The organism is Streptomyces sp. NPDC127092 (genome assembly GCF_042722475.1).
In the GTDB taxonomy this organism is placed as follows: Bacteria; Actinomycetota; Actinomycetes; order Streptomycetales; family Streptomycetaceae; genus Streptomyces.
In genome coordinates this window covers 18,795-33,035 of record NZ_JBHXFE010000054.1, presented here as the reverse complement: position 1 = coordinate 33,035, position 14,241 = coordinate 18,795, and the positions used below count along the sequence as shown (strand labels likewise).

9 protein-coding genes and 1 pseudogene are annotated in these 14,241 nt (G+C 73.9%); 6 read left to right on the top strand and 4 right to left on the bottom strand.

Annotated elements, in window-relative coordinates; translation table 11 throughout:
* Nucleotides 1-109 precede the first annotated feature (109 nt).
* The 5 genes from ACFWJO_RS32705 to ACFWJO_RS32685 all read left to right on the top strand — a co-directional run bounded on the left by ACFWJO_RS32705 (nucleotide 110) and on the right by ACFWJO_RS32685 (nucleotide 5,896).
* Nucleotides 110-1,945, top strand: a complete 1,836-nt coding sequence (locus tag ACFWJO_RS32705) for an ABC transporter substrate-binding protein (RefSeq protein ID WP_386871091.1) — start codon at nucleotides 110-112, stop codon at nucleotides 1,943-1,945.
* 114 nt (nucleotides 1,946-2,059) lie between these two features.
* Nucleotides 2,060-3,028, top strand: coding sequence for an ABC transporter permease (locus ACFWJO_RS32700; RefSeq protein WP_386871089.1), 969 nt, complete (start codon nucleotides 2,060-2,062; stop codon nucleotides 3,026-3,028).
* The gene (locus ACFWJO_RS32695; RefSeq protein ID WP_386871063.1) at nucleotides 3,025-3,927 is read left to right on the top strand and encodes an ABC transporter permease; all 903 of its coding nucleotides are present in this window, start codon (nucleotides 3,025-3,027) and stop codon (nucleotides 3,925-3,927) included. Before ACFWJO_RS32700 ends, ACFWJO_RS32695 begins: the two co-directional genes overlap by 4 nt.
* Nucleotides 3,924-4,904: an ABC transporter ATP-binding protein gene (locus ACFWJO_RS32690; RefSeq protein ID WP_386871061.1), complete on the top strand. Its 981-nt coding sequence runs from the start codon at nucleotides 3,924-3,926 to the stop codon at nucleotides 4,902-4,904. The genes ACFWJO_RS32695 and ACFWJO_RS32690 overlap by 4 nt, the downstream gene beginning before the upstream one ends.
* Nucleotides 4,901-5,896 carry an oligopeptide/dipeptide ABC transporter ATP-binding protein gene (locus ACFWJO_RS32685; RefSeq protein ID WP_386871059.1) on the top strand — a complete coding sequence of 332 codons (996 nt, stop codon included), beginning with the start codon at nucleotides 4,901-4,903 and terminating at the stop codon, nucleotides 5,894-5,896. Before ACFWJO_RS32690 ends, ACFWJO_RS32685 begins: the two co-directional genes overlap by 4 nt.
* A gap of 238 nt (nucleotides 5,897-6,134) precedes the next feature.
* Here ACFWJO_RS32685 and ACFWJO_RS32680 read toward each other — a convergent pair whose 3' ends face one another.
* Together ACFWJO_RS32680 and ACFWJO_RS32675 are read right to left on the bottom strand one after the other, a co-directional pair.
* A complete protein-coding gene (locus ACFWJO_RS32680) occupies nucleotides 6,135-7,322 on the bottom strand; it encodes a hypothetical protein (RefSeq protein WP_386871057.1) in 1,188 nt (395 codons plus the stop codon).
* An 82-nt stretch (nucleotides 7,323-7,404) separates the two neighbouring features.
* Nucleotides 7,405-8,538 (bottom strand): type III polyketide synthase, encoded by a 1,134-nt coding sequence (locus ACFWJO_RS32675; RefSeq protein ID WP_386871055.1) that lies wholly within the window; start codon nucleotides 8,536-8,538, stop codon nucleotides 7,405-7,407.
* A 189-nt stretch (nucleotides 8,539-8,727) separates the two neighbouring features.
* Between ACFWJO_RS32675 and ACFWJO_RS32670 the strand changes: the two genes are divergently transcribed.
* Nucleotides 8,728-9,948 carry a cytochrome P450 gene (locus tag ACFWJO_RS32670; protein WP_386871053.1) on the top strand — a complete coding sequence of 407 codons (1,221 nt, stop codon included), beginning with the start codon at nucleotides 8,728-8,730 and terminating at the stop codon, nucleotides 9,946-9,948.
* 103 nt (nucleotides 9,949-10,051) lie between these two features.
* Here ACFWJO_RS32670 and ACFWJO_RS32665 read toward each other — a convergent pair whose 3' ends face one another.
* On the bottom strand, nucleotides 10,052-11,017 hold the full coding sequence (locus ACFWJO_RS32665; protein WP_386871087.1) for a bifunctional riboflavin kinase/FAD synthetase: 966 nt from the start codon (nucleotides 11,015-11,017) through the stop codon (nucleotides 10,052-10,054).
* Between the two features lie 2,574 nt (nucleotides 11,018-13,591).
* A pseudogene (locus ACFWJO_RS32660) lies at nucleotides 13,592-14,035 on the bottom strand (trypsin-like peptidase domain-containing protein); the annotation flags it as partial.
* Nucleotides 14,036-14,241 lie beyond the last annotated feature (206 nt).

Below are 14,241 nucleotides of genomic sequence, written 5' to 3'. Positions count from 1 at the left end.
ACGACGGCAGACCACCGCTGATACACCTTCGCTTCATCCATCGTCAGCCCAAGATCCACGGCACTTCCCCCGACGCACGCATCCCGACGCGAGGTCACGCCCCATGGTCATGGTCACGAAGGTTCCACCCCGTCAGGCACCCGCCGGCAGAGCCCTCCGCCTGCTTCTCGCCACCGGTGTCACCGCCGCCTCGCTGCTGGCCGTCCCGGGCACCGCCCGGGCGGAGGACGAGAAGTCCGGCGGCACCACGCTCACCGTCGCCGTCTCGCAGAGCGTCGACTCGCTCTCGCCGTTCCTGGCGCAGAAGCTCGTCTCGACCAGCATCCACCGGCTGGCGTACGAGTACCTGACGAACTACGACGTGAAGGACGCGCACCCGATCCCGGGCCTCGCCACCGCGTGGAAGTCCTCGCCGGACAAGCTCACCTGGACGTACACGATCCGCAAGGACTCGCTGTGGTCCGACGGGAAGCCGGCCACGGCCGAGGACGCGGCCTGGACCTTCAACAAGATGATGACCGACCCGAACGCGGCCACCGCCAACGGCAGCTTCACGGCCAACTTCAAGAAGGTCACCGCGCCGGATCCGCAGACGCTGGTCATAGAGCTGAAGCAGCCGCAGGCCACGATGACGGCGCTCGACGTGCCGATCGTGCCCAGGCACGTGTGGGAGAAGGTCACCGACTTCTCCAAGTTCAACAACGACCAGCAGTTCCCGATCGTCGGCAACGGGCCCTTCGTCATCACGGACTTCAAGGTCGACCAGTACATCAAGCTCAAGCCGAACAAGAAGTTCTGGCGCGGTGCGCCCAAGTTCGACGAGCTGGTCTTCAAGTACTACAAGGACGGTGACGCGGCCGTCGCCGCGCTCCAGAAGGGCGAGGTGTCCTTCGTACCGAACCTGACGCCCGCTCAGGCCGCCGCGCTGAAGACGCAGAAGAACATCAGGGTCAACGACGCACCCGGGCGCCGCTTCTACGCGCTCGCCACCAACCCGGGCGCCCGCGCCAAGGACGGCAGGACCTTCGGCAACGGCAACAAGGCACTGCTCGACCCCGAGGTGCGCAAGGCGCTCTTCCTCGCCGTGGACCGCACGACCCTGGTCGAGAAGGTCTTCCGGAACCACGCCGTGGAGGGCGAGGGCTACATCCCGCCGCGCTTCGGCTCGTACTTCTGGAAGCCGGCCGCCGACCAGAAGCGCGCCTACGACCCGGCCAGGGCCGCACAGGTCCTGGACGCGGCCGGATACCGGAAGAACGCCGAGGGCAGGCGGCTCGGCAAGGACGGCAAGCCGCTCGACCTGCGCATCCTGTGTCACGCCACCGACCCGAACGACAAGGCCTCCGCCAAGTACCTCCAGGAGTGGTGGGGCAAGCTCGGCATCGGGCTCAAGGTCGAGTGTCTGGACAGCGTGTCCGACCCGTGGGTGAAGGGCGACTACGACCTCGCCTTCGACGGCTGGTCGGTCAACCCGGACCCCGACTACGTGCTGTCCATCCACACCTGCGGCACCCTGCCCGCGACGCCCAAGGACACCGGCGCCACCGACAACTTCATCTGCGACCGGCAGTTCGACTCGCTGTACGCCCGGCAGGCCGTCGAGTACGACGCCGCCAAGCGGTCCGAGCTGGTCAAGCAGATGCAGTCGCGGCTCTACGACACCGGGTACATGAACGTCATCGCGTACCCGAACGCCCTGGAGGCCTACCGCACCGACCAGATCGCCTCCATCACCACCATGCCCGAGGCCGCCGGCAACCTGTGGGGCCAGGACGGCTACTGGAGCTGGTGGTCGGCCGTGCCCGCCGCGCAGGCCTCCGACGACGGGTCCGGCGGCTCCTCCACCGGCGTCGTCGTCGGCATCGGCGCGGCCGTCGTGGTCGTCGTCGGCATCGGGGTCTTCCTCGGACTGCGCCGCCGCTCCACCGCCGACGACCGCGAGTAGCCCGTGACGAGCGCGAGCACTCCCGCCTCGGTGGCGCAGACCGGCACCGGAACCGACTCCGGCACGGTCCGCGCCACCGAGGGCGGCGCACGGTCCGGCACCGCCGCCGCGTACCTGCGGCACGCGGCGGGGAAGGCCGCCGGTGCCGCGGTGTCCCTCCTCGCCGTCCTGGTCACCAGCTTCTTCCTGTTCCGGATCATCCCGGGCGACCCGGTGAAGACGATGACCCACGGCATGCCCACGACGGCCAAACAACTGGCCACCCTCCGCAAGCAGTTCGGTCTCGACCTGCCGCTGTGGCAGCAGTTCACCGACTACTGCGCCAAGGCGCTCACCGGAGACCTCGGCACCTCCTACCAGTTCCGCGCCCCGGTCGGCGAGCTCATCGCGCAGAAGCTCCCAGCGACCCTGCTGCTCACCGGCACGGCCGTGGTGCTCTACTCGGCGCTCGGCCTGTGGCTCGGCACCCGCTCCGCGTGGCGGCACGGCAGCCTCGGCGACCGGCTGAACACCGGCGTGGCGCTGACCCTGTGGTCGGTGCCCTCGTTCTGGCTGGGGCTGCTGCTCATCATCGTGTTCTCGGTGGGCATCGGGCCCGTGCCGGGGCTCTTCCCGACCGGCGGCATGGAGTCCGGCACCGGCGAGACCGGCTTCGGCTACGCCCTCGACGTGGCCCACCACATGGTGCTGCCGGTGCTCACCCTGGTCGCGGTCGGCTACGCCCAGACGCTGCTGGTGATGCGGTCCTCGCTGCTCGACGAGATGGGCGGCGACTATCTGACCACGGCCCGGGCGAAGGGGCTGCGCGACGACGCCGTACGGCGCCGGCACGCCGTGCCGAACGCGCTGCTGCCGACGGTGACGATGATCTTCATCAACCTCGGTCACGTGGCGGCCGGTTCGATCCTGGTGGAGACGGTGTTCTCCTGGCCGGGGCTCGGCGGCCTGTTCTACCAGGCGCTGAGCGTGCCCGATCTCCCACTGGTGCAGGGCCTGTTCGTGGTCTTCGCCGGCGCGATGATCGTGATGAACCTGATCGCCGACCTGCTCTATCCGCTGCTCGACCCCCGGGTGGGCCGATGACCTCACAGACCACCGCCACCTCGCTGGCCCGGCAGCGCAGGCGCGCCTCGCTCGCCCGCTTCTGGAACCGGTACCGCGCCCAGCGGGCCGGGCTCTGGGGCCTGGCCGGGCTCGCCCTGATCGGTCTGGTCGCGCTCACGGCGCCGCTGACCGTCGGCGCCGACGTGCAGTCGGTGACGAACGCGCCCGGCACGGCCCTCGAGTCACCGAGCGCCGAATTCCCACTGGGCACCGACCAGTTCGGGCGCTCTCTGCTCGGGCTGCTGATCTGGGGCGCGCGGATCTCCCTCCTCGTGGGGCTGCTCGCGGCGACCCTGTCCGTCGCCATCGGCACGCTCGTCGGAATCCTCGCGGGCCACTACGGCGGCTGGTTCTCCACCGTCGTCATGCGGATCACGGACTGGTTCCTGGTGATGCCGGCGCTCGTCCTCGCCATCGTGCTCGCGACCGTCATGTCCCGGTCCGTGTGGACGGTGATCCTGGCGATCGGCGTCACCAGCTGGCCCACGACGGCCCGGCTGGTGCGGGCCCAGACGATCGCGGTCGAGTCCAGGCCGTACATCGAGCGGGCCACCGCGCTCGGCGGCGGGCACGGGCATGTCATGACCCGCCACGTGCTGCCGAACGTGATGCCGCTGGTGCTCGCGCAGACCACGCTCGGCATCTCGACCGCCATCCTCACCGAGGCGACGCTGGCCTTCCTGGGCCTCGGCGACCCGACCGTGGTGTCGTGGGGCGGGATGCTCCAGGACGCGCGCGAGGCGGGCGCGGTCTCGTCCGGGCACTGGTGGTACCTGGCGCCGCCCGGGATCGCCATCGCGCTGGTCGCTCTGGCGTTCACGCTGTGCGGACGGGCCGTCGAGTCCGTCCTCAACCCGAAGCTGGGGGTGGGTCGTTGAGCACGGGGACACAGCCGCTGCTGGAGGTGCGGAACCTTTGCGTGACGTACGGGTCGGGGGCGGCGGCCGTCCCGGCCGTACGGGGCATCGACCTCACCCTGCCCGCCGGGCGGAAGCTCGGCGTCGCCGGCGAGTCCGGGTGCGGCAAGTCGACGATGGCGCTGGCGCTGCTGCGGCTGCTGCCCGCCTCGGCCCGGACCACCGGGCAGATCCTCCTCGACGGCGAGGACGTCCTCGCCATGAAGTGGGGACGACTGCGGGCCGTCCGCTGGGCGGGCGCGTCGATCGTCTTCCAGGGCGCGATGCACTCGCTCAACGCGGTACGGCGGATCGGCGACCAGATCGCCGAGCCGCTGCTCGTGCACGGGCGGGCCACTCCGGCCGCCGCCCGGCGCCGGGCCGGGGAGCTCCTGGAGCACGTGGGCCTGCCGGCCGGCCGCGCGGACGCGTATCCGCACGAACTGTCCGGCGGGCAGCGGCAGCGCGTGATGATCGCGATGGCGCTCGCCTGCGACCCGCGGCTGATCGTCGCGGACGAGCCGACGACCGCGCTCGACGTGATGATCCAGGCGCAGATCCTGCGGCTGATCGAGCGGCTCGTCGCCGAGCAGGACATCGGACTGCTCATGATCAGCCACGATCTGGCGGTGCTCGCCGACACCTGCGACCGGCTCGCCGTGATGTACGCGGGGCGGGTGGTCGAGGAGGGCCCGGCGAAGGAGGTGTACGAGGCGGCGGCGCACCCCTACGGGAAGGCGCTGTCGTCGGCGTTCCCGCGGATCGGCGACCCGGCTTCCCGGCGGGCGCCGCGCGGTCTGCCGGGCGACCCGCCGGACCCGGCGGACCTGCCGGGCGGCTGCACCTTCCATCCGCGCTGCCCGGTGGCGGTGGACGGGTGCGCGGAGCAGGACCAGGAGCTGCGGGACGCGGGCGCGGGGCGCCGGGCGGCCTGCGTACACGTGGGGAGCACGTCATGAGCCAGGATCCGGCGGCGCCGCTGCTGTCGGCGCGGGGCCTGCGGGTGGTCTTCCCGGGGCGGCGGGGCGCGCCCGCCGCCCGGGCGGTGGACGGCGTGGACCTGGACGTCGGCGCGGGCGAGATCGTGGCCCTGGTGGGCGAGTCCGGCTGCGGCAAGACCACGCTGGCCCGCTCGCTGCTCGGCCTGGTCCGGCCGACCGGGGGCGCGGTGCGGTTCGCCGGCGCGCCGCTGTCGTACACGGGCAGGGGGCTCAAGGCGTACCGGAAGCGGGCCCAGCTGGTGCTCCAGGATCCGAGCGGTTCGCTGAACCCGCGGCACACGGTGTACGACGCGGTGGCGGAGGGGCTGCGCATCCACGGGTACGCGGGAGACGAGCGGGCGGCGGTCGCCGAGGCGCTGTCCCGGGCCGGGCTGCGGCCGCCGGAGCGGTTCTTCCTGCGCTATCCGCACGAGCTGTCCGGCGGGCAGCGGCAGCGCGTGGTGATCGCGGGCGCGCTGGTCCTGGAGCCGGAACTGATCGTCGCCGACGAACCGGTGGCGTCGCTGGACGCCTCGGTACGCGGCGAGATCCTGGCGCTGCTGCTGCGGCTGCGCGACGAACTGGGGCTCTCGGCGCTGGTGGTGACGCACGACCTGGGGCTCGCGTGGAACATCGCGGACCGGGTGGCGGTCATGTACCTGGGGCGGATCGTGGAGTCGGGCCCGGTGGAGACCGTACTGACGGCACCTCAGCACCCGTACACCAAGGCGCTGTTGTCGGTGTTGCCGGAGTCCGGCGGCGAGCCGGTGGTGCTGACCGGCGAGCCCCCGGACCCGGCGCGCATCCCGCCGGGCTGCCGCTTCCACGTCCGCTGCCAGGCCCTGGCGTCGGGCGCGGCGGCGGCCGTGGCCGCCGACTGCCGCACGACGGACCTCCCGGTCCTCGCCGCCGACACGGCCGCGGCGGCGGCCTGCCACCTCGTGGCACGGGCGGTCACGACGAGCGACTGAGGCAGCGCCTGAGGGCGGCGAGGGTGGGTGGGGTGGGGCGGCGGGTGCCGCGGGCCGGGTGGGGCGGCGGGTGCCGCGGGCCGGGCCGGGCGGTGGGCGCCTCGGGCCGGGCCAGACGGCAGGTGCCGCGGGCCGGGCCGGGCGGTGGGCGCCTCGGGCCGGATCGGCCGAAGGCCGGTTCGGCGGGCGAGCGGGCCGGCTCAGGCGGCGGCACCCGCCCTGCCGACCCGACCGTGCCCTACTCCCCCGGCTTCACCGCCGGCTGAGCGGGCCCGGCCTGCTCGACGGGCATTCCCGCCTGTTCGACGGGCATCCCTGCCGGCATCACGGCCTCCATCGGCATCCCGGCCTGCTCCATCGGCATCCCCGCCTGCTCCGCCGGCATCCCAGGCTGCTGCGCGGGCTTCCCCGCCTGCTCTGCGGGTGCGGCCGCCTGCTGCGCGGGCTTCCCCGCCTGCTCCGCCGGCATCCCGGCCTGCGGCTTCCCCGTCTGCTGTGCCGGTGCGGCCGCCTCCGCCGGCTTCGCAGCCTCTGCCGCCTCCGCCGGCTTCGCCGGCTTCGCCGCCGCCGCCGGGGCGGACGGGTTCTGCGGTTTACCGGCGGGCTTCTCGGTGACCGAGCCCTTCGGGAGGACCTCGCACGAGCTGATGGAGGTCCGCGTGGAGACCGACTTCACGGTGCAGGTGTCCTTGCCGACGCCCGCGTCCACCGAGCCCCAGTGCTCGCCGACGATCAGGACGGCGCCGTCGTGGCCCTGGATCGTGTCGTCGCCGGGGCCGGCCTGGATCAGGCCGCCAGACTCCGGGCCGAGGGCGGCGGCCTCGATCTTGTCGTTCTCGCTGCCGCCGAGGACGCGGCCGGAGAAGTCGATGATCCCGGTCCTGATGGTGTCCTTGCCGTCGTTGCCGGTGACGATGCCGCCGCCGCGGTTGAACTGGCCGGGCGCGCCGAAGACGGAGCCGGTGGTGATCGTGTCGTCGCCGTCGTCGCCGTGGACGACGGCGCCGCGCTCCGCGCCCTCGCCGTGAACGGTGGCGACCTTGATGATGTCGTTGCCGCGGTTGCCCCGGACCATGCTGAAGGTGGTCTGCGGCACCAGGTGCTTGGCGCGGATGACGTCGTTGCCCTCTCCGCCGAGGATGGCGGAGTCGATGACGAGTCCGCGCACCTCGATCATGTCGTTGCCGGCGCCGCCCGAGACGGTGACGCCCTCGAGGTCGCTGTCGCAGAAGATGTGGTCGTCTCCCGCTGTGCCGTTGACCTGGTTCCCCGGCGGCGCGGCGATGTCGTTGACCCAGCACTGGTGCATGGGCACCCGGGCCGAGGCGTGGGCGGGCACGCCGCTGAGCGAGGCGGCGGCGACGAGGACGGCCAGGGCCGCGGGACCGCGCAGGGATCTGCGGAACGACGGTGGCGTGACGGACATGCGGGGGCTCCTCTGCGGTGCTACAGGGGGTAACAGGTGGGGTGGGTGAGGCTGATGGGGTGGTTGGGCAGGTCGGGCCGGGTCAGGCCGCGGTACGGGCCGGTGCGGGGTGCCGGGCCGAATAGCCCACGATCCGGCGGGCGTTGAGGTCCGGCTCGTGCGCGGGATGCCCGTTCGTCCACCGTCCGAGGCACATCTCGGCGGTGATGCCGGGGCCGAAGCCGGCGAGGATGCCGCGCGCGCCCTCCTTCATGCCGCCCTCCTCGAAGAGCCGGCGCACGGCGTCGAGGACGACGGCGCTGGCGATGTTGCCGTACTGGGTGAGCGTCGAACGGCTGAACCGGAACTCCTCCGGCGGGACTCCGAGGAAGTGGCTGAGGTCGTCGAGGATGCGCGGACCGCCCGCGTGGATGATGTAGAAGTCCAGGTCGCCGGCGTCCCAGCCGTGTTCGCCCGCGAGTTCGCGCAGGGCGGGCGCGAGCGGCTCCATCGTGCCCGGCACCCGCTTGTCGAGGAGGAAGTGGAAGCCGGTGGCGCGCACGCTGTAGGCGATCCAGTCCTCGGTGTCGGGGACGAGGTAGGAGTTGTTGCGTTCCAGGGCGATGCCGGTGCCGCCGCGTCCGCGGACCACCGCGGAGGCGACCGCGTCGCCGAACAGGCCGTTGGAGAGCAGCGATCCGACGCCGAGGTCGGTGGGCTGGTAGCACAGCGAGCAGAACTCGCAGGCGACGATGAGGACGTTGGCGTCCGGGTAGGCGGTGCAGAAGTCGTGCGCCCGGTTCACCGCGGCCCCGCCGGCGGCGCAGCCGAGCTGGGCGATCGGCATCTGCCGGGTGTGACTGGGGAAGCCCATGCTGTTGATCAGCCAGGCGGTGAGCGAGGGCATCATGAAGCCCGTGCACGACACGTAGACGATCATGTCGATGTCGGTGGGCCGCAGCCCGGCGTTGTGCAGCGCCTCCTTGACCACTGCGGGGACGCGGGCTTTCGCCTCGGCCTCGTACAGCGCGTTGCGTTCCTCGAATCCGGGGTGCTTCAGGGTCTCCTCGATCGGCTGCACGATGTGCCGGCGGGTCACCCCGGTGTTCCCGATCAGCCGCAGGGCGAGGGCCAGTTGGGGGTGGTCGGCATGGCGTGAGCGGGCGAGGTCGAGGGTCTCCTCCATCGTGATCACGTACTCGGGTACGGCCACCGCGGGCTTGCACAGAGTCACCACGACACGCGCTCCTTCGTCTCGTTCGCCGTGAACTGGGCCCACACTCACCCCGCCGCCGAGACCTCGCAACCGCGCGGCGACCGGCCGACCGCGGAGCGTGACCGCACGTGAGGCAGGGCGGGTGCTCCGTTCGGGGGGCTGTCGGCGCTCGGCGTGTCGCGTCCGTGGGCGGCCGGGAACACCGTTCTCATGACCTCCGAACCCACGGCCGCGCCCCGGCCGGCCGTCCGCACCTGGGCGGTCGAGGACCTCCCCGCCCTCGACTTCGACCCGCTGCTGCTCGAACTGCTCCACGAGGAGCCCGTCGCCCGGATCCGGCTGCCGTTCGGCGCGGACCACGAGGCGTGGCTGGTCACCCGGTACGACGACGTGCGGGCGGTGACCTCCGATCCGCGCTTCAGCCGGACGGCCCTGCTCCAGCAGCAGGTGACCGGCATGACCGGCCACATGGTGGCCTCCAAGGCGGCCCTGAACTACGCCGATCCGCCGTACCACACCCAGCTGCGCAAGGCGGTGACGAAAGCTTTCACCGGGCAGTCGACCAAACGGCTGCGCCCGCTCGCCCAGGCGACCGCCGACCGGCTCCTCGACGCGATGGAGCGTTCCGGCCGCCCGGCCGACCTGATGAAGCACCTGCACGGGCCGCTGCCGATGGCGGTGGTGTGCGATCTCCTCGGCATCCCCGAGGAGGACCGCGCGGAGCTGGCCTCCTGGCCCGACCTCATCCTGTCCTCGGGCCCCGGCCCGGAGAACAGCCGGGCGGCGAAGGCCCAGATCCACGGCTACATCAGCGGTCTCCTGGAGCGGCGGCTCGCCGAGCCCTCCGACGACCTGGGCGGCGTGCTCGCCGAGTCCCTGGCCGAGGGGCGCGTCGACCGCGACGAGGCCGTGTCGCTGGCCATGGCCATCCTGATCAGCGGCGCGCACGCGGTGCGCAACAACAGCGCCAACATGGTCTATCTGCTGCTCACCCGGCCGGACCTGACGGACCGGCTGCGCACCGAGCCCGAGCTGCTTCCGCAGGCCGTGGACGAGCTGCTGCGCTGGATCCCGCACCGCAACGGCGTGGGGCTGCCGCGGATCGCGCTGGAGGACGTCGAGGTCGGCGGGGTGGTGATCCGGGCCGGCGAGGCGGTGTACGCGTCGTATCTGGCGGCCAACCGGGACCCGGCGGTGTTCGCCGACCCGCACACCGTCGACTTCGACCGTACGGGCGTGGGGCACGTGTCCTTCGGGCACGGGCCGCACCACTGCATGGGCGCGATGCTGACCCGGATGGAGTCCGAGGTGATCGTCTCGACGCTGCTGGCGCGCTATCCGGAGCTGCGTCTCGCGGTACGGCCCGAGGAGGTGCCGTTCCAGTCCCAGGGACTGATCCGGGGCCCGAGGGAACTGCTCGTCACCTGGTGACGCGCGGGACGGGCGCGCGTTCCGCACGCGCCCGTCGGACCCGGCTCCGAGGCCGACGTGTCCGAGGGGCGCCGCTCAGGCGGCGCCCCTCAGGCACGGCCGCTCAGGCGTGTCCGTGCTCGCGGTCGTACGCGGCCGTGAGCTCGCGGCACTGCTTGACGTCCTCGGCCATCGCCACGAGCAGGTCGTCGAGCGTGTCGAACCTGAGCATCCCGCGCACGTAGGCGAGGAAGTCGACGGCCACGTGGAGGCCGTACAGGTCCAGGCCCTCGCGGTCGATCGCGTACGCCTCCACCGTCCGCTCCGTTCCGTCGAACTGCGGGTTGGTGCCCACCGAGATCGCGGCGGGCATCCGCTCGCCCGCGGCCGTCAGCCAGCCCGCGTACACGCCGTCGGCGGGGATCGCGGTGTGCGGCAGGGTCTCGACGTTGGCCGTCGGGAAGCCGAGCTCGCGGCCGCGCTGGGCGCCGCGCACGACGACGCCCTCGACGCGGTGCGGCCGGCCGAGGATCTCGGCGGCGCCCGCCATGTCGCCCTCGGCGACGAGCCGGCGGGTGAGCGTGGAGGAGAAGGGCTCGCCGCCGCCGGCGGCGCCGCGCACCCGCAGGTCGATGACCTCGACCTCGTAGTCGTAGGTGGCGCCCAGCTCGGCCAGGAAGGCGACGTTCCCGGCGGCCTTGTGGCCGAAGCGGAAGTTGGGGCCCTCGATCACGCACCGGGCGTGCAGCTTGTCGACGAGGACCTTCACGATGAAGTCGGCCGGGGACAGCTGCGAGAACTCGGCGGTGAAGGGGAGGATCAGGACGGCGTCCACGCCGAGCTCCGCCATCAGCTCCGCGCGGCGGTGGTGCGGGGCGAGCAGCGGCGGGTGGCTGCCCGGGCGGACGACCTCGGAGGGGTGCGGGTCGAAGGTGACGACGACGGAGGGGACGCCCAGCTCGCGGGCGCGCTCCACGGCCCGGCCGATGATCAGCTGGTGCCCGCGGTGGACCCCGTCGTAGGAGCCGATGGTGACGACGCTGCGTCCCCAGTCCTGGGGGATGTCCTCCAAGCCACGCCAGCGCTGCACTGTGACCGCTCCTCGTCCGCCTGTACCCATGTCCGCGTGTACGCCTGTTGGCGCAGGTCTAAGACTGCCATGAGCATGCGACTGCGTCGGCATCGGCATGGTGTGCGCCTCGTCTCGGAGTTCGCGGCGCAGGAAGCGGGAGGCTCCGGTTCCGGGTGCGGCGAGCACGGGTGCGAGGGCGGCGCGCTGGGCGGGCAGGGCGAGCAGGCGGACGACGAGGGGGTGGAGGACGCAGCGGACCTCGGGCCCCTTCTCCAGGCACGCGTCCACGAAGGCGGCGACGAGGGGCGCGCCCTCGGGGCGCCGCTCGGCGTATTCGGCGACGAGGGCGGCGGCGCGGCGGGCGAGGCGGGGCGGGTCGACGGCGGCGAGGACGGCGAGTGCGGGCGCCGGCTCGGCGCCGTGGAGCCGGGTGCGGAGCGCGTCGAGAACGGCGTCGGGGTGGGTGGGCAGCGCGGTGGCGAGGGCGTCGGCCGGTACGCCCGGTTCGGCGAGGGCCCGCGCCAGGAAGCGGTCGCGGGTGCCGGGGTCCCGCAGCAGCAGTCCGAGGGCGGCGCCGTGCAGCGGCTGGTCGGCGGGCCTGGCGAGCAGCGCGAGGGCGGCGTAGCGCAGGGTGTCGCGGTCGGCCGGGTCGGTGGCGTGCGGGGCGACGAGCTGCGCGTACGCCGCTGCCGCCGCGCGGCGCTCCGGGCGCCCGTCGTCGTGCGCCCAGCGGTCCACGGCCCGGCACAGCGCCGCGGGCTCGTCCTCGGCCAGCGCCGCGAGCAGGCCCTCGGCGAGCGGGTGGGCGGTGGCGACCAGGGCCTCGCACAGGTCGTCCACGGCGAGTCCGCGGTGGGTGTGCAGGAGCGCCTGCGCGGCCGTGCCGACGGTGGCGCCGGGCGCCCCGGCGAGGATCCGGTCGTCCCCGAACCACCGGCACAGCAGCGGCTGCACCCCGCGCGGGTCGGCCACCAGGCGGGCGGCGGCCAGGCCGAGGAACCGCCCCTCGGGCGCGGGATCGGCCGCGACCAGCCGCCGCAGCAGTTCGAGCCGCTCGCCCTCGGGCACGCGCACCCGGGCCCAGAACTCCACGCCGAACCCCGGCGGTGCCCCTCGTTCCCCGACGCCGTCGGCCAGCCGCCTCAGCACTCCGGTGTAGGGCCGGAGGTCGTCGAGTCCGCCGATGACCCCGGCGAGCAGCCGCGCGGCCCACCAGTGGCCCTCGCCGGTCCCGGCGGCCTCGGCGACCGGGTCCGCCGGTCCCGTCCCCGCGCCCGCCGGGGCCGCCAGGGCGTCCACCAGCGTGTGCAGGCGGGGGATCAGCGCGTCGGGGCCGTGGGTGTGGTGGAGGTGGTGGAGGGACTGCAGGACGGGGCCGATGCGGTGGCGGGGGACGGGGAGGGCGCTCGGGTGGTGGATCAGGGTGTCCAGGGCGCGGTCGATGTCGAGGTGGGTGCCCTGGAGCCAGTCGGCCAGCTCCTCGTGGGCGAACCGGTAGCCGCCTCCCGCCGGGACCAGCAGCGCCTCGGTGAGGACGGCGGAGGCCCAGCCGGTGCGCCAGGGGAACAGCTCCTCGAAGGACTCCCGGTCCAGTTCGCCCTGGCCGGGGCCGAGGCAGCGGCGGGCGGCCTCGTGGACCTGGCCGCTGACCCTGGCGGCGAGCCGGCGGACGGCGGTGCCCCGGAGGACGGGGCGGCCGGCGGCGGCGATCCGGACGGCGACCCGCAGGCACATCACGTCGAGGTGCGCCTGGAAGATCTCGTAGCGGCCGGGCCGCCCGGCCAGTTCGCCCCGGGCGGCGGTGCGGATCTCGCCGAGCAGCCGGAGGGCCAGCGGGTGCCGGGCGTCGGCCTCGGCGACGGCGTCGTCCGGGACGCCGTGCCGTCGTCGTGCCTGCGCCGCCTCGGCTTCGGTGAGGTCGCCGAGGAGCGTGACGGCGGGCTCCGTCGCGTACAGGCCGGCGGCCTGCTCCCAGTGCTCGGGGCGGCAGGCCATGACCAGGCGTGCGCCGTGGGTGCTCAGCCAGTCCTCGGTGGCGGCGGTCCAGGGCGCGAGGCGGTGGGCGAGGAGCGGCGGCATCTCCTCGGGGGCGTCGAGGAGGATCAGGAGCGGCCCGTGCGCGGCGGCCTGCTCCGGAGTGACGGCGGCGGGGTCGCCGGGCGTGCCGGAGGCGGCGGCGACCCGCCCGGCCCGGCGCAGGGCCCGGCCGACGGCGGGGGCGACGCAGTCGTCGTCGGCGCGCAGGTCGGCGCCGCGCAGCCAGACGGTGGGCGCGGGCGCCGGGCCGCGGGCGCGTGCGGCGGCGATGCCGGCGAGGGCGGTGGTGCGGCCGGTGCCGGGCGGGCCGACGACGGCGTGGACGCGTGTGGCGCCGTCGTCCAGGACGCGCGGCTCGGGCAGGTCGTCGAGGGCGCCGGTGGTGGTGGCGGTGAGTTCCAGGACCCCGGCGGCGTTGAGGTCGCGGCCGTAGCAGGGCACGGTGGCGGCGTTGCGGCGGAGCAGCGCGGCGAGGGGCCCGAGCGGCGGGATGGGCAGGGCGTGGCCGGCGGCGCGCCGGTCGCCGTGGGCGGCGGTGCCGAGGACGGCGAGGACGGCGCCGGTGGCGGGGTCGAGCACGGGCCCGCCGGCGGCCGTTCCGCCGTCGTGGAGGGCCTCGGCTCCCTCCGTGCCGATGGCGAGTTCGAGGGCGGCTCCCGCGGTGGCGCCCAGGACGCGGGCCTCGCGCCAGCCGTGCGCGGAGATCCGGACGTACGTGCCGGGCTCGATGTCCTGCCGGTGGGCGAGGGGCAGCGGGCGGGCGGCGAGTCCGCCGGTGCGGACGAGGGCGAGTCCGCTCTCGGGGAGCGGGGTGATGTCGGCGGCGGTGGCGCGCCGGGCCGGGCCGCCGGGGACGCTCAGCAGCAGGCCGTGCTGTCCGGCGACGACCTCGTGGCCGGTGAGCAGGGTGCCCTGGTGGTCGGTGAGGAATCCGGTGCCGAGGGGACGGCCGCGCGGATCCTCGATCCGTACCAGTGTCGCCAGGTCCCCGCTCCCCATGATCCGACGGTAGGTGGGCGGTGATCAGCGGGAGAAGCGCGTGAGCCGAACGCGCCCCCTCACACTCCCCCGTTCACTTCGAGCGCCTCCCCGTAGGGGTGAACCTCGGGACATGACGGCGGGGGGGGGGGGGAGGAAGGGCCGGCCCCCCGGCCAAGGAGAGCCACCCTAGCGCTCTCCTAGACGGAGACGAGGGGTCGGTCTTC